Origin of the sequence: Gordonia marina (assembly GCF_052036135.1) — a bacterium.
Classification (GTDB): Bacteria; Actinomycetota; Actinomycetes; order Mycobacteriales; family Mycobacteriaceae; genus Gordonia.
In genome coordinates, this window is sequence record NZ_JBPSDN010000020.1 from 18,163 (window position 1) to 35,844 (window position 17,682).

General features: G+C 69.7%; 20 protein-coding genes. 10 read left to right on the forward strand and 10 right to left on the reverse strand.

The features are described 5' to 3' along the window. Positions 1-10 precede the first annotated feature (10 nt). From ACSEEN_RS13530 to ACSEEN_RS13545, 4 genes are all read left to right on the forward strand, one after another. Positions 11-1,543, forward strand: a complete 1,533-nt coding sequence (locus ACSEEN_RS13530; RefSeq protein WP_440713438.1) for a serine/threonine-protein kinase — start codon at positions 11-13, stop codon at positions 1,541-1,543. Positions 1,544-1,648: 105 nt separating this feature from the next. Then, positions 1,649-1,810 (forward strand): hypothetical protein, encoded by a 162-nt coding sequence (locus tag ACSEEN_RS13535; RefSeq protein WP_247866669.1) that lies wholly within the window; start codon positions 1,649-1,651, stop codon positions 1,808-1,810. Beyond that, on the forward strand, positions 1,807-2,664 hold the full coding sequence (locus tag ACSEEN_RS13540; RefSeq protein WP_440713439.1) for an SDR family NAD(P)-dependent oxidoreductase: 858 nt from the start codon (positions 1,807-1,809) through the stop codon (positions 2,662-2,664). The genes ACSEEN_RS13535 and ACSEEN_RS13540 overlap by 4 nt, the downstream gene beginning before the upstream one ends. A 32-nt stretch (positions 2,665-2,696) precedes the next feature. Then, positions 2,697-4,493 carry an acyl-CoA dehydrogenase gene (locus ACSEEN_RS13545; RefSeq protein WP_440713440.1) on the forward strand — a complete coding sequence of 599 codons (1,797 nt, stop codon included), beginning with the start codon at positions 2,697-2,699 and terminating at the stop codon, positions 4,491-4,493. 256 nt (positions 4,494-4,749) lie between these two features. On the opposite strand, the gene ACSEEN_RS13550 is transcribed toward ACSEEN_RS13545, so the two are convergent. The 6 genes from ACSEEN_RS13550 to ACSEEN_RS13575 form a co-directional block, all read right to left on the reverse strand. After that, on the reverse strand, positions 4,750-4,890 hold the full coding sequence (locus tag ACSEEN_RS13550) for a hypothetical protein (RefSeq protein WP_440713441.1): 141 nt from the start codon (positions 4,888-4,890) through the stop codon (positions 4,750-4,752). A gap of 37 nt (positions 4,891-4,927) precedes the next feature. Next, positions 4,928-5,236, reverse strand: a complete 309-nt coding sequence (locus tag ACSEEN_RS13555) for an XRE family transcriptional regulator (RefSeq protein WP_440713442.1) — start codon at positions 5,234-5,236, stop codon at positions 4,928-4,930. Continuing rightward, positions 5,233-5,646: a type II toxin-antitoxin system RelE/ParE family toxin gene (locus tag ACSEEN_RS13560; protein ID WP_440713443.1), complete on the reverse strand. Its 414-nt coding sequence runs from the start codon at positions 5,644-5,646 to the stop codon at positions 5,233-5,235. The genes ACSEEN_RS13555 and ACSEEN_RS13560 overlap by 4 nt, the downstream gene beginning before the upstream one ends. Positions 5,647-5,679: 33 nt before the next feature. Then, positions 5,680-5,835 (reverse strand): hypothetical protein, encoded by a 156-nt coding sequence (locus ACSEEN_RS13565; RefSeq protein ID WP_440713444.1) that lies wholly within the window; start codon positions 5,833-5,835, stop codon positions 5,680-5,682. Positions 5,836-5,990: 155 nt separating this feature from the next. Continuing rightward, the gene (locus ACSEEN_RS13570) at positions 5,991-6,824 is read right to left on the reverse strand and encodes an alpha/beta hydrolase (RefSeq protein WP_440713445.1); all 834 of its coding nucleotides are present in this window, start codon (positions 6,822-6,824) and stop codon (positions 5,991-5,993) included. After that, complete coding sequence (locus ACSEEN_RS13575) at positions 6,821-7,273, reverse strand: hypothetical protein (RefSeq protein WP_440713446.1); 453 nt, start codon at positions 7,271-7,273, stop codon at positions 6,821-6,823. Before ACSEEN_RS13575 ends, ACSEEN_RS13570 begins: the two co-directional genes overlap by 4 nt. Positions 7,274-7,401: 128 nt before the next feature. On the opposite strand from ACSEEN_RS13575, the gene ACSEEN_RS13580 reads away from it, so the two are divergent. From ACSEEN_RS13580 to ACSEEN_RS13595, 4 genes are read left to right on the forward strand one after another with little or no spacing between them, the layout of a single operon-like run. Next, complete coding sequence (locus tag ACSEEN_RS13580; protein ID WP_247866659.1) at positions 7,402-8,385, forward strand: pirin family protein; 984 nt, start codon at positions 7,402-7,404, stop codon at positions 8,383-8,385. 2 nt (positions 8,386-8,387) lie between these two features. Further along, complete coding sequence (locus ACSEEN_RS13585) at positions 8,388-8,858, forward strand: MarR family winged helix-turn-helix transcriptional regulator (RefSeq protein WP_247866657.1); 471 nt, start codon at positions 8,388-8,390, stop codon at positions 8,856-8,858. Then, positions 8,855-9,583, forward strand: a complete 729-nt coding sequence (locus ACSEEN_RS13590; RefSeq protein ID WP_440713447.1) for a pirin family protein — start codon at positions 8,855-8,857, stop codon at positions 9,581-9,583. The genes ACSEEN_RS13585 and ACSEEN_RS13590 overlap by 4 nt, the downstream gene beginning before the upstream one ends. Positions 9,584-9,593: 10 nt before the next feature. After that, positions 9,594-10,928, forward strand: a complete 1,335-nt coding sequence (locus tag ACSEEN_RS13595; RefSeq protein WP_371307367.1) for a M20/M25/M40 family metallo-hydrolase — start codon at positions 9,594-9,596, stop codon at positions 10,926-10,928. 26 nt (positions 10,929-10,954) lie between these two features. On the opposite strand, the gene ACSEEN_RS13600 is transcribed toward ACSEEN_RS13595, so the two are convergent. From ACSEEN_RS13600 to ACSEEN_RS13615, 4 genes are all read right to left on the reverse strand, one after another. Beyond that, positions 10,955-11,932: a serine hydrolase gene (locus ACSEEN_RS13600; protein ID WP_440713448.1), complete on the reverse strand. Its 978-nt coding sequence runs from the start codon at positions 11,930-11,932 to the stop codon at positions 10,955-10,957. Between the two features lie 149 nt (positions 11,933-12,081). Continuing rightward, a complete protein-coding gene (locus ACSEEN_RS13605; RefSeq protein ID WP_440713449.1) occupies positions 12,082-12,993 on the reverse strand; it encodes a serine hydrolase in 912 nt (303 codons plus the stop codon). Positions 12,994-13,005: 12 nt separating this feature from the next. Further along, entirely contained in the window at positions 13,006-14,472 is a 1,467-nt protein-coding gene (locus ACSEEN_RS13610; protein ID WP_440713450.1) for a serine/threonine-protein kinase, read from the reverse strand. After that, the gene (locus ACSEEN_RS13615) at positions 14,469-15,041 is read right to left on the reverse strand and encodes a TetR family transcriptional regulator (RefSeq protein WP_247867933.1); all 573 of its coding nucleotides are present in this window, start codon (positions 15,039-15,041) and stop codon (positions 14,469-14,471) included. The genes ACSEEN_RS13610 and ACSEEN_RS13615 overlap by 4 nt, the downstream gene beginning before the upstream one ends. Before the next feature lie 238 nt (positions 15,042-15,279). Here ACSEEN_RS13615 and ACSEEN_RS13620 point away from each other — a divergent pair, with 238 nt between their 5' ends. Further along, entirely contained in the window at positions 15,280-16,356 is a 1,077-nt protein-coding gene (locus tag ACSEEN_RS13620; protein ID WP_440713451.1) for a ferredoxin reductase, read from the forward strand. A gap of 45 nt (positions 16,357-16,401) precedes the next feature. Further along, on the forward strand, positions 16,402-17,589 hold the full coding sequence (locus ACSEEN_RS13625; RefSeq protein WP_440713452.1) for a fatty acid desaturase family protein: 1,188 nt from the start codon (positions 16,402-16,404) through the stop codon (positions 17,587-17,589). The last annotated feature ends 93 nt before the right edge of the window (positions 17,590-17,682 follow it).

Consider the following 17,682-nt stretch of genomic DNA (forward strand, 5'->3'; position numbering starts at 1 on the left):
CTCGACCCCTATGAACACGGGGGATCGCCGGGGAACACAGCTCGGCCCGTACCGCCTAGTCCGGCTCCTCGGGCGGGGCGGTATGGGCGAGGTCTACGAGGCCGTCGACACGGTCAAGGACCGCACCGTCGCACTGAAACTGTTGCCGCCGCAACTGTCCGGCGACGACGACTTCCGCATCCGCTTTCTCCGGGAGTCCCAGACGACGGCCAAGCTGCACGACCCGCACGTCATCCCGATCCACGACTACGGCGAGATCGACGGCCAGCTCTACCTGGACATGCGGATCGTCCGCGGAGACGACCTCCGGGCACTCCTGCGACAGGGACCTCTGCCGGCCGAGCGGGCCGTCGACATCGTCTCGCAGATCGCCGGCGCGCTCGATTCGGCCCACGACGCCGGACTCACCCACCGCGACGTCAAACCGGAGAACGTCCTCCTCGACAAGGGCGGCTTCGCCTACCTCGTCGACTTCGGGCTGGTCCAGTCCGCGGGCCAGACCTCACTCACCGCCACCGGTGCGGCGATCGGGTCGTTCAACTACATGGCGCCGGAGCGATTCGGCGCCGGTGCGCCCGGCACGGCGGTCGGCCCGGCCAGCGACACCTACGCCCTCGCCTGCGTGCTCTACGAATGTCTCACCGGCGCCAAGCCGTTCGGCGCCACCAGCATGGAGCAGATCATCGCCGGGCACCTGCACCGGCCACTGCCGTCGACCGGTACCGCGCTCGACGCCGTCATCGCACGTGGGACCGCGAAGGACCCGGCGCAGCGGTACCCCACCACCGGGGAGTTCGCGGCGGACGCACGGCGGGTCCTCGCCGGCTCGCCCCCGGCGCTGCCCGCGCCGCCGCCGGCAGCGCCGTTCACCGCCGAGGCACCCACCGGGCCGACGCCGGCCGGGACTCGCCCCGCGACAGGATCGGCCGGGTTCACCACCCCGACGTACCCGCACCCGGTCGGCACCGCCGGGCACCCCGCTTCGCGCCGGGACGCCCCGAACACCGCACTCCTGACCATCGCCGCGGTGATCGCCGTGCTGGCACTCGCCGTCGTCGGCATCTGGCTGTGGCCGCGCGGAGACGACAGCCACCAGACCACGACCGCGGCCGGCGATGTGACCGTCACCGAGACGTCGCCCGCGACCTCCCCCTCGGCGGGCGAAGCCCCCGCCGGCACCGTCACCCGGACACAGACCCCGATCCCGCCCGCACCGCCGGGTACGACCACCGCCCGCGGCGTCGGTGACCTCGGCCTGTCCACCCCGATCTCCACACCGCCGTGCGACGGCCGCATCATCACCATCGTGCAGAGCCCCCTGGGCGACGCTCCTGTCGCCGAAGTGCAGGCCGCTTTGGACAAGTACGAGGGCTCCCAGTACCTGCGCGCGGATCAGTCGTGCTCATCGCTGCGCCCGCGCGACGAGCACGGCAACGTGATCTACGCCGTCTACTACGACGGCTGCTCGAAGAAGTATCGGTACCCCGGCTCCTACGGGCGCCGCCTGGAGAACTCGGGTGTCACCGGTGTGGAGGTCTGCTGATCACCGTGGTCGCTGAAACACTCGTTGACCTGCCATGACCGACCTTGGTCACAAGGTGTTCCGATCCCGTCTCGGTTGTTCACCTTGAGGGGTTACCATCCACACGTGCTGGAAGATCTCAACAAAAAGGCGAAGGGCGTCGGGTTGCACGTCGCCGACGCCAAACGGTCCAAGCTCTATACCATCCGCAAGGTGAAGAACGGCAAGCTCGTGGCCAAGAACGTCGACGCCGACGAGGCCTTCAAGATCATCAAGAAGTACAAGTGATCCCCGGCGTGCGCGCCGTGATCACCACGGCGCTGCAGCCGGCCCGCACCCTCACCGACCTCCCCCGCCTTCTCGGGTTCCAGCACACCGATGCCGCGGGCGACCTGGTGGTGATCACCGGCGCATCGTCGGGAATCGGGGAAGCCGCGGCCCGTCGGTTCGCGCGGTCCGGTGCGGAGGTGGTCGCCGTCGCGCGGAACCTCGACGCGCTGGCCGCCGTCTGCGACTCGATCGCCGCCGACGGCGGAATCGCCCATCCGGTCACCGCGGATCTGTCCGAGGTCGCCTCGGCCGAGGCCCTCGCCGAGACCATCCTCGCCCGGTTCGGCACCCCGGACGTCCTGGTCAACAACGCCGGACGCTCGATCCGCCGCTCCGTCGTCGACAGCGTCGACCGATTCCACGACTTCGAGCGCACCATGGCCGTCAACTACTTCGGCGCGGTGCGGCTGACCACCGCGCTCCTGCCCGCCATGCTGCAGCAGCGCCGCGGCCGGATCGTCAACGTGGTCACCTGGGGCGTCGGCGCCGGCTCGATGCCGCGATTCAGCGCCTATCACGCCTCGAAGGCCGCCCTCGCCGCGTTCGGGCGCAGCCTCGACGACGAGTGCCGCGGCACCGGCGTCAGCGTGAGCAACGTCGGGTTCCCGCTGGTGCGGACCCCGATGATCGCGCCGACCGCCGAGTACGACGAGGCGCCCGCCCTCGACGTCGACGACGCGGCCCGCTGGATCGTGCGCGCGGCGGCCACCGGCCGGCCCGCCACCTACCCGCGCTACACCGTCCTCCTTCGCGCGATCGCCGACGTCTCCCCGCGTCTGGCCGGTGAGCTGATCCGCCGAGCCGGAATCTGAAACCGAGCGAGCGATCTGTCAGACTCGTAGGCATGGCCGACTTCATGTCTCGCGACGACCTCGACTTCCTCCTCTACGAATGGCTGAACGTCACCGAGCTCACCGAGCGGGAACGGTTCGCCGAGCACTCCCGGGAGACCTTCGACGACGTCCTCGACCTCAGCCACGACATGGCGGCCAAACTCTTCGCGCCGCACAACAAGAAGTCGGACCAGAACGAGCCGTCTATCGGCCCCGACGGCAAGGTCGTGCTGCTCGACGAGGTGACCGAGGCGGTGCGCGCGTTCTCCGCCGCAGGTCTCAACGCCGGCTCGTTCGACGAGAAGCTGGGCGGAATGCAGTTGCCGCACACCATTTCTCGCGCGTCGATGGTCAACTTCCAGGCCGCGAACGCCGCGACCTCGTCGTACGCGTTCCTCACCGTGGGCAATGCGAACCTGCTCGCCAAGTACGGCACCGACGAACAGATCGACACCTGGGTGCGCCCGATGCTCGAGGGCCGTTTCTCCGGAACCATGTGCCTGTCCGAGCCGCAGGCGGGGTCGTCGCTGGCCGACATCACCACGCGCGCCGTACCCGCCGGCGACGGCACCTACCGCATCACCGGCACCAAGATGTGGATCTCGGCCGGTGACCACGAGATCACCGAGAACATCGTCCACCTGGTGCTCGCGAAGGCGCCCGGCGGCGGCCCCGGGGTGAAGGGCATCTCGCTGTTCATCGTCCCGAAGGTCCTGCCGGACGGGACCAGGAACGACGTCGCCCTGGTCGGTCTCAACCACAAGATGGGCAACCGCGGCACCACCAACACCCTGCTGAACTTCGGCGACGGCACCTTCGCCCAGTCGCCGGCTGAGCCCGGTCGAAGCCCCGGCGCCGTCGGCTATCTGGTCGGCGAGGAACACAACGGCCTGCGCTACATGTTCAACATGATGAACGAGGCACGGATCGGCGTCGGTTTCCTGGCGACCGCACTCGGCTACGCCGGCTATCTGCAGTCGGTCGAGTACGCCAAGACGCGCGTCCAGGGCCGTCCGGTCGACGCCAAGAACGCCGACGTGCCGCCGGTGCCGATCATCGAGCACGCCGACGTCAAGCGGATGCTGCTGGCGCAGAAGGCCTATGCCGAGGGCGCCCTCGCGCTGGGGCTGTACGCCTCGCGGCTGGTCGACGAGGAGATGACCGCACCTGTGGAGGCGGACCGGGTCGCCGCACACACCCTGCTTGAGGTGCTCACGCCGATCGTGAAGAGCTGGCCCAGCCAGTGGTGCCTGGAGGCCAACAGCCTCGCGATCCAGGTCCACGGCGGCTACGGCTACACCAAGGAGTTCGACGTCGAGCAGCTCTACCGGGACAACCGGCTCAATCCGATCCACGAGGGCGCCCACGGCATCCACGGCCTGGATCTGCTCGGCCGGAAGATGGTGATCGACGGCGGCGCCGGATTCACCGTGTTCGCCGAGGCCGTCGGTGCCACCGTCGCCACCGCGCGCGACGCCGGAGGCGACGCCGCACGGTACGCGGACGCGCTGAACGACGCCGTCGGCCGGCTCGGCGCGGCGACCGCCGCCGCCTGGTCCTCCGGCGATCCGGCGCTCGCCCTGGCGAACGCCACCGCGTATCTGGAAGCGGCCGGGCACATCGTCGTCGCCTGGATGTGGCTGGAGCAGCTGCTGGCCGCGGGCGACAAGACCGGCGACTTCTACGACGGCAAGCGCGCCGCGGCCCGGTACTTCTTCGCCTATGAACTGCCCAAGACCCGGGCTCAGCTCGACCTGGTGTCGTCGAACGACCGCACGACGCTCGACACCGATCCCGCCTGGTTCTAGGCGGCGAGCCCCCATGGCCCGTCGAGCCGCCCCCAGCCCGTCGAGCCGCGCCCAGCCCGTTGAGCCGTCGAGCCGATAGGCGAGACGTGTCGAAACGCACCCCCGACTGAAGGCCGCTTCGACACGGCCGGGCCCTGAGGGGCCCGACCGGCTCAACGGGCTACTGACGTGGTGCCCGGCCGGCTCAACGGGCTACTGAGGATCCGGGGTGCTCGCCCAGCCACGCGAGCACGTCGTCGAGCACCTCGCCCTCAGCTCAGTCTTGGACGAGCTGGATTCGCACCTTCTCGTCGCTCATCTCGTTGACGGACTCAACCCGCCAGCCTTCCTCGCCGTGTAGCTCCGTCTGAAACTCGATCTCGCGGTCGAGGTCGAGTACGGAGGTGACCACAATCATCTTGCACTTCGGCGTGACCAAACCCTTCGGTAGATGGTCAGATTGCCAGCGGAACCAAGGTGCCGTCCGGCTTCTTCACCATCAGTTCCAGTTCGCCGCCGACGGCTTCGACGTACCTCTGGATGGTGGAGACCTTGGTGCCGGACAGGTCGCCGCGTTCGATCTGCGACACACGGTTCTGCCCGACTCCGAGGATCGCCGCGATGTCCGCCTGAACCAGGCCAGCGTCTTCGCGGAGCTGGACGAGGCGGTAGAACGCGGCGGTGCGCTCCATATCGGCCCGAACGCGGTCGATCCGCTCACGGTTTCCGGGGCGGTGAGCCCGCAGGTCATCAAGGGTAGTCATCGCTTCCTCCTGTTCTTCTTGCGCTTCTTGGTCTGCTGAGTGTTGGCTGCGACCCGTGCGCGGACTTCAGCCTGGTGGGCGGTGAACAGTCCATCCGCGATCGGGATGTTCTGGTCGTACCACCCCTTCCAGTTGCCTGCCTTGTCACCACCGACCAGGGTGATCGCCCGGCTCTCTGCGTCGAAAGCGAACAGCACCCGAACCACCTCCCCGGTGCTCGTTGGACGTGATCGCAGCTCTTTCATGTTGTGGTGTTCGGACCCCTCCACGCGGTCCACGTAGGGTCGTCCGGCGGTGGGGCCGTGGTGTTCCAGGTACTCGATCGCGGCGAGGGTGTGATCGTATGCCTCGTCACCGAGGCCGAGGAGCCACGCCTCTACGCGCGTGACATCGACCTCCCACTTCTTCACAAGGCCAAGAATATCAGTTACAGATGATACTAGCTAGAGCTGATAGTCGAGACTCATCGACCCGCGATCCCCCGTGCGCTGCCGCCACGCATCGGCCAGCGACACCTCCCCGGCGTCCACGGTGACACAGGGGACCAGCTTCTGGGCCCTGCCGACCGGCTCCACCGGCCCGGCCAGTGCCTCGATCAAGAGCGCCTGCGGATCGGGGGTGTGCGACGGCGGCGCGGAGCCACACGGCGAACGCGGTCAGGTCCACGGCGGTGAGGTCCTCTGGGAGCCACGGACCGAGGCGATCGGAGGCACTAGTGGCTTCGACACGGTCTCGCCCTGCGGGCTCGACCGGCTCAGCCGGCGGGGTGCTCGCCCAGCCATGCGAGCACGTCGTCGAGCACCTCGTCCTGTTCGGGCTCGTTGAAGATCTCGTGGTACAGCTCGGGATAGACCTTCACGGTCACGTCGCCGCCACCGCCGAGCTCGCCGATCATCCGGGTGCCGTCGGGGTTGGCGAGGACGTCGCGGCCGCCGTGCAGCGCCAGGGTCGGCACCCGCAGCGTCGGCAGCCGTGCGGGGAACTCCCCCATCGCGCCGATCAGTGCGCCGCCGAGCCCGGCCGGGATCTTCCCGTGCCAGACCAGCGGGTCGTTCTCGTAGGCCGCCACCACGGCCGGGTCGCGGCTCACCGCCGACGCCGACAGCGCGGCCGCGGGCAGCCGCGGCACCAGCTTCCCGAGCACCGGCGCCGCCTTGATCATCAGCGGCGAGAGGTCGTCGCCCGGCATCACGGCGGGCCCGGAGAGCACCAGACCGGTGAGGTCGTCGGGGTGGTCGAGCGCGTAGCGCAGCGCGATCGCGCCGCCCATGCTGTGTCCGAGGACGTACAGCGGAAGGTCGCCGGTCCACACCGCGGCGATCACCCGGTGCAGGTCGTCGCCGAAATCGCCGAAGTCCCGCACCTCGGCGAGGGTGCCGGACGACCGGCCGTGTCCGGCGTGATCGGGCGCGACCACCAGGTAACCGGCGCCGGTCAGCCGGGACACCACGTGCCCGTACCGGCCGGCGTGCTCACCGAGTCCGTGCACCAGGGCGATGACACCCACCGGGTCACCGTCGGGGCGATGGACGTCGTACACGATGGTCCGGCCGCGCGAACCGGTCAGCGAGCGTTCCTCCGACCTCACGCGCCCACCCCCGGCGTCGACTGGTCACGGACGGGCAAGGCGGGGCGCGGCGACCGCGACGTCTTACCGCCGAAACCCAGCAGCCCGGCCACGCCGTGCGCCGCGGACTCGACGGCGCTGATGGGCCGCAAGGCCGTCTCGGCGATCGCGACGAGGCCCTCCACCTGCGTGACGATCCGTTCCAGCCGGGTCACGACTCCCGCCATCCGGTTGACGGTGCTGTCGACGTTGTCGAGCGAGGTGTTGAGCCGTTCCAGCGTGACGTCCAGGCTGTCGATCGACCCGTCGAGGGAAGCGACCGTCGTGGAGAGTCCTTCCAGCACCGGTCCCATGTCGCCGAGGATGCCTTCGACCTGGTCGACCGTCTGGTCCGCGTTCATCGCGGCCTGCGCGAGCTTGCGCAAGCGCTGTCGTTCGCGGCCGGGCCGGTCGTTCAGGGGGTTCGCCATGCTTCTGATTATGACGGTTGTCACTTCAGTTGGGAGCGATTGGGCCGGGAACCGCCGGGAATAGACCGTCCCGTGACACAGTTGAGTCGTGTGTAATACTTCAAATCTGAACTACTTTGGAGGACACCATGCCCGCCATCACCGTCGACACCCTGACCCTGCCCCGCCTGGCCGACGCCGCTCCGGCCGAAACCGAACGCACCGTCGTCTCGGTCACCACCGGTCCCCGCGCCTACGAAGGTGAGGGCTTCCCGGTGGTCCGCGCCTTCGCCGGCGTCTCCTCGGCCGCGCTCGACCCCTTCGTCCACATGGATCAGATGGGCGAGGTGGAGTACGAGCCGGGCGAACCGAAGGGCACCTCGTGGCACCCGCACCGCGGTTTCGAGACCGTCACCTACATGATCGACGGCCTCTTCCAGCACCAGGACTCCGCCGGCGGCGGCGGTCTGATCACCGACGGCGCCACCCAGTGGATGACGGCCGGCTCCGGAATCCTGCACATCGAGACCCCACCGGCCGAACTCGTCGAGTCCGGCGGCACCTTCCACGGCATCCAGCTGTGGGTCAACCTGCCGGCCAAGGACAAGTTCGCCGCACCGCGCTACCAGAATCTGGAAGGCAGCGCGACCGCACTGGTGTCGTCGTCCGACGGCGGGGCGCTGCTGCGCGTCGTCGCCGGTGAGGTCGACGGCCACACCGGGCCGGGCGCCACCCACACCCCGATCACCTTCGCGCATGCGACCATCGCACCGGGCGCTCAGCTCTCGGTGCCGTGGCGCCGCGACTTCAACGCGCTGGTCTACGTGCTGTCCGGCAACGGCACCGTCGGTCCCGAGCGGCGCCCGATCACCGGCGGCCAGCTCGCCGTGCTCGGCACGGGCGACCGGATCACCGTCGCCGCCGACGCCCACGGGCAGGACTCGCATCGCCCGGCGATGGAGGTGCTGCTTCTCGGTGGCCTGCCGATCCGCGAGCCCGTCGTCTCCTACGGCCCGTTCGTCATGAACACGCGGCAGCAGCTGATCGAGGCCCTCGAGGACTACCAGGCCGGACGGCTCGGCGTGATCCCCGACGACGCCCTGATGCCACACGTCGCGGGGAGCGACCGCTGAGCATGCAGCCGCTGCCGATCGACGACGCCGACCCCCGCGGCGTCGCCTGGCGCCTGTTCATCGAGACCAGCGCCCGCCTCACCACGGCGCTCGATGAGCAGCTCCGCCGGGACGCACACCTGACGCTCGCCGACTTCCATGTGATGCTGCTGCTCTCCGAAGCGCCGGATGGGCGCCTGCGGATGAAGGAGGTCGCCGAGCGGATGGTCTTCTCCCCGTCCCGGCTCACCTATCAGGTGGATCAGCTGTGCAAGCGCGGCTGGCTGTGCCGCGAACGGGCCGCCGAGGACCGGCGCGGCAGCTACGCCGTCCTCACCGATGACGGCCACGAGGTGTTCGCGACCGCGGCCCGCGACCACGCCGCGCTGGTGCACCGGCTGTTCCACGATGCCCTTTCCCCCGCCGACGGCGGCGAGCTGGCGACCCTGATGCGCCGGCTCGCCGACCACCTCGACCGACAGGACCCGCGATGACCAGCGAGATCATCCGTGCCGACGACCGGCACCACTGGCGCAACGAATGGCTCACGTCGTGGCAGTCGTTCCCGGCCACCGGTAACTACGACCTGTTCGGCAACGCGCACGGCGTGCTGGTGGTGCACAACGACGACGTCGTCGATCCCGGCGAGGGCCTGGACGCCCACCATCACCAGAACATGGAGATCCTCACCTGGGTGGTGGAAGGCGCTGTGGCGCACCGCGATTCGTACGGCAACGAGGTGGTTCTGCGGCCCGGAACAATCGGCCACATGAGCGCCGGGCGCGGAATCACGCACTCCGAGCGCAATGCCGGAACCCGGCACGACGGCGCGCGCCTGCGAGTGGTGCAGATGTGGGTCGCACCGCACGCCGACGGCCTGCCACCGGCCCACGCCGAGCACGACTTCTCGGCGGAGCTCGCGACCGGAGAACCGGTCGCCGTCGCCTCCGGCCGCGCCGGGCACCCCGGCGCGCTGCCGATCGCGAACCGGTTCGCGACACTGCATGTCGCCCGGCCGCATCGGGGCACGGCCATCGAGTTGCCCGCGGCGCCGTTCGGTCACCTGTACGTCGTGCGCGGAAGCGTCGTCGTCGTCGAGGATGCGGAGCTCGCCGCAGGCGACGCCCTGCGGACCACCGGGGCCGGCGGTCTCACCCTGACCGCGCCGGACGACGCGGAAATCCTCTACTGGGAGATGCACGCCGCGTTCGACGTGTGACAGTGGAGGGATGACACCGAACCCCCTCGCCGACCGCGTCGACGCTCATCTGGATCTCGCCCGCTCCGACCTGGCCGCGCTGGTGGCCCACGCCTCCGTTCACGGCGACCCCGCGCGCGCCGAAGCGGGTCGGCTCAGCGCCGAATGGGTGGCCGGCCGCTTCGGCGAGCTGGGCTTCGCGTGCGAGGTGATCGTCACCTCCGACGGCTCACGCGCCGTCGTCGGCCACCGGCCCGGTCCGGCGGGCAGCCGCACCGTGGCCCTCTACAGCCATCACGACGTGCAGCCCGCCGGGGACGAATCCCTGTGGAACACACCGCCTTTCGAGCTGACCGAGCGAGACGGCCGCTGGTACGGCCGCGGCGCCGCCGACTGCAAGGGCAACGTGATCGCACATCTCACCGCGCTGCGGGCACTGGGCGACGATGCGTCGTGCGGAATCCGGATCATCATCGAGGGCTCCGAGGAGGCCGGCGGCGAGGGACTGGACCACCTGGTGCGCGAACGGCCGGAACTGTTCGACGCCGACCTGATCCTGATCGGCGACACCGGCAACGTCGAGGTCGGTGTACCGACGCTGACCACCAGCCTGCGCGGTGTGGTGAATGTGCGCGTGCGGGTGGCGGCGCTGGCCGGTGCGGTGCACTCCGGACAGTTCGGTGGTGCCGCTCCGGATGCGATGGCGGCGCTGATCGCCCTGCTCGGCACGCTGCGGGATGCCGACGGCGACACTACGATCGACGGCCTGCCCGCCGATCAGACCTGGGCCGGAGCCGCCTATCCGGTGGACCGCTTCCGCACCGATGCCGGCGTGCTGCCCGGCGCCGACGTGCTCGGCTCCGGCACCCCGGCGGACATGGTCTGGGCACGACCCGCCGTGACGGTGATCGGTATCGACGCCCCCGGCATCGACGACTGCGCGGCGGCCGTCGTGCCCGTCGCGTCGGCACTGCTGAATCTGCGGATCCCGCCGGGCGTCGACCCGCAGCGGGCGTACGACGCGCTCGCCGCGCACCTGCGCGCCCACGTGCCGTGGCACTGCGACCTGCGGGTCAGCGCCGAGGCGATGGGCGCACCGTTCGCGCCGGCCACCGACGGCCCCGGCTACGCGGCGCTCACCGCGGCGATGTCGGAGGCGTATGACGGAGCCGCCGTGGTCCAGTCCGGGCAGGGCGGCTCCATTCCGCTGTGCACCGCGCTCGCCGAGGCCGTCCCGGGCGCCGAGATCGCGCTCCTCGGCGTGGAGGAACCGCGGTGCGCGATCCACGCGCCGAACGAGAGCGTCGATCCGGCCGAGATCCGCCGCACGGCCCTGGCGGAGGCGCTGCTGCTGAGCCGGTTCTGACCGGTCTCCGCGGCGCGCGCCGCCCCCTACCGCCGTTCCGGTGCCGGAGTCGTGACGGTCGGAGCCGGGGCCGTGGGAGTCGAGGTGTCGGGAGCCGGGACCTCGGGCGACGCCGGCACCGGGGCCTCGGCCGCCGGTGCGGCGAGCGGCGCGCACCGGCCCGCGGGCAGCTTGTCGAGGTTGGCGAGCAACCATTTGCCGACGCGGGTGACCATCGCGGTGCCGTCACCGAACGACCCGCTCGCCGGCAGCGCCGCGATGGAGACCCCGTAGCGGCCGGCCGGCGTGGTGACGACGGCCAGCTGGCGAACGACGTACTTGCCGGTGGCATCGCTGGCCGGGCCCCAGCCGCCCTTGACCGCCGAGGTCACGGACTTGGCTTTAGGCTTGGCGACGCCCCACTGCTGATTCGGCGCCACCCGGTTCATGTGCCGCAGCACGTCCGCGGTGCCGGGCAGGCACGGCAGGTGCGCGGCGAAGACCGACTGGTCCCGGAGGGCCCAGGGCGTGTAGCCCGGGTAGCTGCGCGGCACGTCGATCTCCGACGAGACGCGAGTGTTCGTATCGTGCCCTTCGCGCAGCACCGCGGTGACGGCGTCGACCGAGGACCGGCCACCGCCGAGCGAGGCCCAGAGCGCCTCGGCCGCGTCGTTGTCGGAGAGTTCGATCGCCCGGGTCTCGGCGGGCGCCACCACCGCGCCGCGGGCACGTTGCGCGGCGATCGAGACGGGCACTTTGAGCGTCGACCAGGCGCGCGCCGTCTTCAGCGTGCCGAACGAGACCGGGACGTCGCCGTTCACCGGGGTCACCGCGAGACCGATCCGGCCGGGCAGGGTCTTGGCGAGTGACTTCGACATGGCCGCGAAACTCTTGTCGAGCTGCGCCTTCGGCACCACCGGGTCGCCGAGGCTGCCGAGCGGCGGCAGCGGCAGCCCCTGGGCGGCCCCGGCCCCGGTCACCACCGCGGCCGTCACCACGGCCGCCACACCGAATCCGACCATCATCCGCCGAAGCTGCACCACACTTACCCCTCACGCCACTTTAGTAACAGCAGTAACACTAGGGAGTCCGCCCGACCGGAGCCAGCCGGGCGCCCTCGCCGAGACCCAGCCGTAGCCGCGCCGTGACCGGACTCCGGCGAATCCGGCAGAATTCAGCAGCGCCCGCCCGGCATGGCGGCGAGATGAGCGCCGATCCAGGTGCCGACCTGGTTGAGTGCCGCGATACCGCTGTTCATCGACGCACCCGGCGCATGGGTACTCAAGGCGAACGCGACCTGCGTACCGTCCTTCCGGGTGAGCAGACCGAGCTGGCGAACCACGTAGCCGCCATCGAGGCTGGGACCCCAGCCGCCCTTGACCGCGGTGGATCGCCCGGGGATCACTTCGATCCCCCACTGCTGGTTGCCCGCGACCTGCCCCATGAGCGTGACCACGTGCTTGCTGTCCGGCAGGCAGGGCAGGTGCGCGGCGAAGGTCGCCGCCGCGGGAAGCGCCCAGACCGTCTGCCCGAAGATCGTGAACTCACCGCGCCGCCGCACCGACGGCACCGTGGTGGACGTGTCCCCGCCCTCGCGCAGCACCGCCGTCACCGCCGCGGCGGCCTGCGCGTCGGTGCCGAGCGAGGACCACAGCGACTCCGCGGCGTCGTTGTCGGAGTTGACGATCGCCGGAGTCTCGGCCGCCAGGACACCGTTCTTACGCTGCGCGGCGATCGCCAGCGGCACCTTGATCGTCGACCAGGCCACCTGCGCCGTCTGGTCCCCCAGATCGATCGGCGCGCCGCCGCCGACCGGCACGATCGAGACCCCGACCGGCTGACCGAGCGTCTTCGCCAGCGCCGCGTAGCTCGTCCGCAGACCGGCCGCGCCCTTCTGCGTCGGCACCGGCGCCGAGGAGGCCGCCGGTGTGCTCGACGACGCCCCGGCCGTCACGTACACGATCTCGGTGGCGGCGGGCTTGCCGTCGTCGTTCGATGAGCACGCGGTCAGTCCCGCGGCCGCGACCGTGACGGCGAGCAGCGCCAGCGCGCGGCGCGGTGACTTGCGTTCGGAACGCACGATCACGAGGAATTCCGATCAGTAGATGTGGACGATGGCGTTGTTACCGCCCCGGCAGACGACGATGCCGCCTTCCGGACCGCACGACATCGTGTAGTTCACGCCGGTCACCGGGCTGTAGGCACTGATGACGCGGGCGCCACCCTTCGGGCCCGCGGCCAGATAGGCGGCGCGGACACTCGCCGCGAACTCGCAACTCGTCACCCCGCTGCCGATTCCCTCCGTCGACGAGCACGGGGTCGACCAGGACGGCGGAGCCGCCACCGTGGTGGCGCCGTCCGGGGTGACGGTGCTGGTCAGGGTGGTGGTCGACGACGGCGCGGCGGACGAGTCGTCGCCACCGCCGCCGAAGACGCCCAGCCCCCACGCGATGCCGAGACCGGCGAGGACCGCGATCAACAGGCCGATGAGACCGGCCAGCACATAGTTGGTGGCGCGGCCGCTCTCGGGCGGCTGCTGGTAGCCGATCGGCCCGGAGTACATCGGCGGCGCACCGTAGGGGCCGGTCACCTGCGGCCCGGAGACCTGCGGTCCGAGCGGCTGCGGTCCGCTCGCGCGCAGCTGCGTCGCCGAATACGCCGCACCCGCCTCCGGGCCCGTGGCATGGACCTCCGTGGGGCCGGGGATCACCCCGGTCGGCATCACGACCGTCACGCCGCCGCCGGAGAGGGCCTGTTTCGCGGCGCGGCCGAGATCACCGGCGGTGGCGAAGCGCTGCGCCGGACTCTTGGCGAGCCCGCAGGCCAGCACCGGATCGAGTGACGCCGGCACCGCCGGATTCACCGTGCTCGGCGCGGGCACGTCGTTCAGGACGGCCGCCTTGATGATGGCGCTGACCGACTCACCGTAGAACGGGGCGCGACCGGTGAGCAGTTCGAAGAGGACCGCCGAGAGCGAGTACACATCCGAGGCCGGTGAGACCGGTGCGTTGTCGAACTGTTCGGGCGCCAGGTACGACGTGGAGCCGATCGCGGTGCCGGTCTTGGTCAGACCGGGGTCGGCGTCGTCGTGCGCGATGCCGAAGTCGACCAGGTACGCGAATCCGGTGGGCGTGAGCAGGATGTTCTCCGGCTTCACATCGCGGTGCACCAGCCCGGCCACGTGCGCGGCGTCGAGCGCGTCGCCGACCTGGGACACGATGTCGATCGCCTTCTCCGGCGGCAGCGCACCCTCGCGACGCAGCACCTGGCGCAGGTTCTCGCCGTCCACCAGCCGCATGTCGAGGTAGAGGCGGCCGTCGATCTGCCCGTAGTCGTGGATCGGGATGATGTGCGGTTCGCCGAGCTTGGCGACCAGGTGGCACTCGCGGCGGAATCGCTCGGCGAACGTGCCGTCGTCGGCACCCGAGCCGCCGAGCAGCTTCAGCGCCACCTCGCGGTCGCGGACCGTGTCGTAGGCGCGGTACACCGCGCCCATCCCGCCGCGCCCGATCAGGCCGTCGATCCGATACGGGCCGAACCGAGTCCCCACCAACTCGTCACTCATCGAGTCCTCCACTGCCCCATCCCCAGGATGACCATGATCATCTGCTTCTCCGTGCGCTCGACCAGGGCCTTCTCCGCCCCGGGCCGGCCGTCGCCGTCGAGCAGTTCGGCGATCGCGGTCATCATGATGGTCACGATCAGGTCGGCGGCGACCTCAAGATCATCGGCCTCCCAGCTCGCCAGCGCGGGAGTACGCGCCAGATCGATCGCCAATTCCCTCGAAAAGAGCCGCAATTCCGTGTTGATGGCGCGGCGCACCTCGGCGACGCCGCCGTGCTGCTCGCGAATCAGGAAGCGGAATTTGGCCTCGTCGGCGTGGACGTGGCGCAGCAGGATCGCCAGCGATTCCCGCGCCGGAGGCAGTCCGCTCGTCGCCAGATCGCGCCGCCCCTCGCGCAGCGCCCGCCGCAGGACCCGCATCGAGTCCTCGACCAGCGTGACTCCCACGTCCTCCATCGACGCGAAGTGACGGTAGAAAGCGGTCGGCACGATCCCCGCACCGCGGGCCACCTCGCGCAGCGAGAGGCTGCCGAATGAACGGTCGTCCACCAATTCGATCGTGGTGTCCAGGAGCGCCTGGCGGGTCTGTTCCTTCTTCTCCGCGCGGGAGCCGCCACCCTCGGCGCCGGCGCGACCGCGACCGGTACGACGGCGCGCCCCGCCAGCGGAATCGGTCGTTGCAGCCACTCGTTCAGTCTAGGCGGTGACGGGCGACACAATCGAAACCGCTTGCCGACCACCGGCCGATGTGTCAATCTTTTTGGTGTACAGACGTTCACCGAAACGGAACACAGCCCAAGGAGAAATCATGGCAAGCCGACTCGCAGGCCTCCTGGAGAACCTCGTCGAAGCGACCGCCACCCCGTATCCGGTGGATCGCTACCTGGAATTCGTCTCGCCGATGCTGACCTGGCGTGAGACCCACGCCAAGGTGGTGGGCCTCGAGCACCGCACCGACCGCACCGTGACCCTGACCCTCGCGCCGACGCGACAGTGGAAGGGCCACACCGCCGGTCAGTACATCGAGGTCAGCGCCGTGGTCGACGGCGTTCGCCATCGCCGGTTCTTCTCCCCGGCCAACGCCGAGCAGGACACCAAGACCATCGAGCTGACGGTCACCGCGCACGACGACGGCTTCATCTCCAAGCACCTGCGCGACGACCTCGGCCTGGGCGACGTGCTGACCATCGGCGCTCCCGCCGGCGATTTCCAGCTCCCCGCCGCGCGCCCCGAGCGCGTGATCCTGGTCAGCGGCGGCAGCGGCATTACACCTGTCATCTCAATGTTGCGCACCTTGATCGCCGAAGGACACTCCGAGCCGATCACGCTCGTGCACTACGCCCGCACCCCCGGCGACGTGCCCTACGCCGTCGAACTGGACGTCGCGGCGCGGACCCTCGACAACGTCGACGTCCAGCTCCACTACACCCGCGAGGCCGACGGCGGACACTTCGCACCGGAGCATCTCGACGGACTCGCCGACGCCGAGGGTGCACAGGTGTTCCTGTGCGGACCGCCGTCGCTGATGGCCGCCGTCCGCGAGTACCACGACGAGCGCGGGCTGTCCGACCGGCTGCACAGCGAAGCCTTCACCATCGACACCACCCCGGTGATCGACCCGAACCAGCCGATCACCGGCACCGTCACATACTCCGAGTCCGAGACGACGAGCGAGAACGACGGCCGCACCATCCTGGAGCAGGCCGAGGCCGCCGGACTGAATCCGGAATTCGGCTGCCGCATGGGGATCTGCTTCTCGTGCACCAAGGTCCGCAAGTCCGGCTGCACCCGCAACATCCTGACCGGCGAACTCGACTCGGAAGCCGATCAGCAGATCCAGATCTGTGTCAGCGCCCCGGTCGGCGACGTCGACATCGAACTCTGACCCTCCCTCCCCTTCCCCGCCCAGCCACTCAGAGAGGCGACCATCATGGCCATCAACATCACCGACTACTTCAAGAGCGACAAGAAGTCCGACGTCATCGAGGTCGATCTGACCGCCGCGCAGGTGGAACAGATCGGTGCCGAGCTCGACGAGCTGCGCGCCCGCGTCGTCGCCGACCTGGGTCAGTCCGATCGCGACTACATCTACGGCATCATCGAGGCGCAGCGGAAGCTGGAGTTCGCCGGCCGCGCCATGATGTACGTTCCGTTCATCCCGCCGGTGTGGCTGGCCGGCGTCGCCTCGCTCGGTGTCGCCAAGATCCTCGACAACATGGAGATCGGCCACAACGTGATGCACGGCCAGTACGACTGGATGCGCGAGGACACCTACAACTCGCGCGAGTTCGACTGGGACAACGTCTGCCCGGGCGACCAGTGGAAGCACAGCCACAACTACCTGCACCACACCTTCACCAACGTGCTCGACGAGGACCGCGACATCGGCTACGGCATCCTCCGGATGGCCCGCGACCAGAAGTGGAACCCCTACTTCCTGGGCAACCTCGCCTACGCGACCGCACTCATGCTGCTCTTCGAGTGGGGCGTCATGCTGCACGACCTCGAGGCGGAGAACCTGGTCCAGGGCAAGCGCAAGTGGAGCGACGTCAAGGGCCTGGTCAAGGGCATGTGGCGCAAGGCCAGCAAGCAGGTCGCCAAGGACTACATCCTGTGGCCCGCACTGACCGGACCGTTCTTCGTCACCACGCTGATCGGCAACGCCGGCGCCAACCTGATCCGCAACGTCTGGGCGTACTCGATCATCTTCTGCGGCCACTTCCCGACCGGCGCGCAGACCTTCACCAAGGAGGAGACGGCGAACGAGACGAAGGGCGAGTGGTACCTGCGCCAGATGCTCGGCTCCGCCAACATCGAGGGCGGCGACCTGTTCCACATCATGAGCGGCAACCTGAGCCACCAGATCGAGCACCACCTGTTCCCCGACGTCCCGGCCAACCGCTACCCGGAGATGGCCAAGGAGGTCCGGGCGATCTGCGAGAAGTACGGCCTGCCCTACAACACCGGCAACCTGCGTCATCAGCTCGGCTCCACCTGGATGAAGATCGCCAAGCTGTCGCTGCCGAACTCGTTCACCGCCGATGACAACAACATCGTGCTGAACATCGAGCGCGAGCACGACGCGAGCAAGGCGACCCGCTCCGAGAAGGTGGCCTGACCACCGCCTCCGAGTCATCGAGGGGAAGGGCCCGGTGCGGACAACCATGTCCGCACCGGGCCCTGTCGGTATCCTCGTACCTCGAGCGAAACG